This is a genomic window from Acinetobacter sp. YH12112 (assembly GCF_013418945.1).
GTDB lineage: Bacteria > Pseudomonadota > Gammaproteobacteria > Pseudomonadales > Moraxellaceae > Acinetobacter > Acinetobacter indicus.
The window spans coordinates 1-1076 of the sequence record NZ_VPBA01000100.1; the positions used below are offsets into that span (position 1 = coordinate 1).

The following is a 1076-nucleotide window of genomic DNA, read 5'->3' on the forward strand; positions in this document are numbered from 1 at the left end:
GGCAGAGTAAAACTTGAAGTGCGACATAAACCACCTAATTAATTTAAAGGGTTTATGGAGTATATAAAATTGTCATACCATCATCTTAGCTTTGAAGATCGTACTGCATTAATGCTTGAGTCAAGAAAAGAAGGCTTTTCACCCAGAAAATTTGCTGAACTTATTAAAAGACATCCTAGTACGATCTATCGTGAACTTAAAAGAAATAGCATCAATGACGTTTATCAAGCTCGATATGCTTCTGATAACACCTTCGCTAGACGTAGACGTGGTCACAGAAAACTCAAAATCGACTCAATCCTCTGGAGATTTATTGTTGAAGCGATCCGTTGTTTATGGTCTCCTCAGCAAATATCGAAGCGTTTAAAGACATTTTCTGATTTGGATCAAACAATGAATGTAAGCCATACAACGATTTACTCAACGATACGAGCATTACCAAAGGGTGAGTTGAAAAAAGACTTATTATCCTGTCTGCGTCATGAAAATAAAAAGCGAAAAGCTAACGGTGAACCTAAAAAAGATTCTATATTACAGGATATTAAAACTATTCATGAGCGCCCAGCTGAAGTTCAAGAAAGAAAAATACCGGGTCATTGGGAGGCCGATTTAATTAAAGGTAAAGACAATAAAAGTTCGATAGCAACACTTATTGAACGAAATACACGGCTCTGTATCTTGGCAACATTACCTGATGCAAAGGCAGAATCAGTGCGCAAGGCTTTAACTGAAGCTCTGAAATATTTACCTGCAGAACTGCGTAAAACGTTGACCTATGACCGTGGACGTGAGATGTCAGAACATAAAATACTCGAAGAAGATTTAGGCATAGATGTATATTTCTGTGACCCACATTCACCATGGCAAAAAGGCACATGCGAAAATATGAATGGTTTAATTAGGCAATATTTACCTAAAGGGATTGATTTAAATCAGGCAGATCAGCATTATTTAAATCAAGTTGCCATGTCACTGAATACTCGTCCTAGAAAAGCGTTAGATTGGCTTACACCATTAGAGAAGTTTGCTCAGCTTGTTGATTATCATAAGGCTTTTGAAACTGTCGCACCTCATGT

Annotated in this window: 1 protein-coding gene; it reads left to right on the forward strand. The window is 37.3% G+C overall.

Translation table 11 applies throughout. From position 1 onward, the window contains the following. Positions 1–111: 111 nt before the first annotated feature. A partial coding sequence (locus FTU50_RS15295; RefSeq protein ID WP_257218617.1) for an IS30 family transposase occupies positions 112–1076 on the forward strand: 965 nt, incomplete at its 3' end.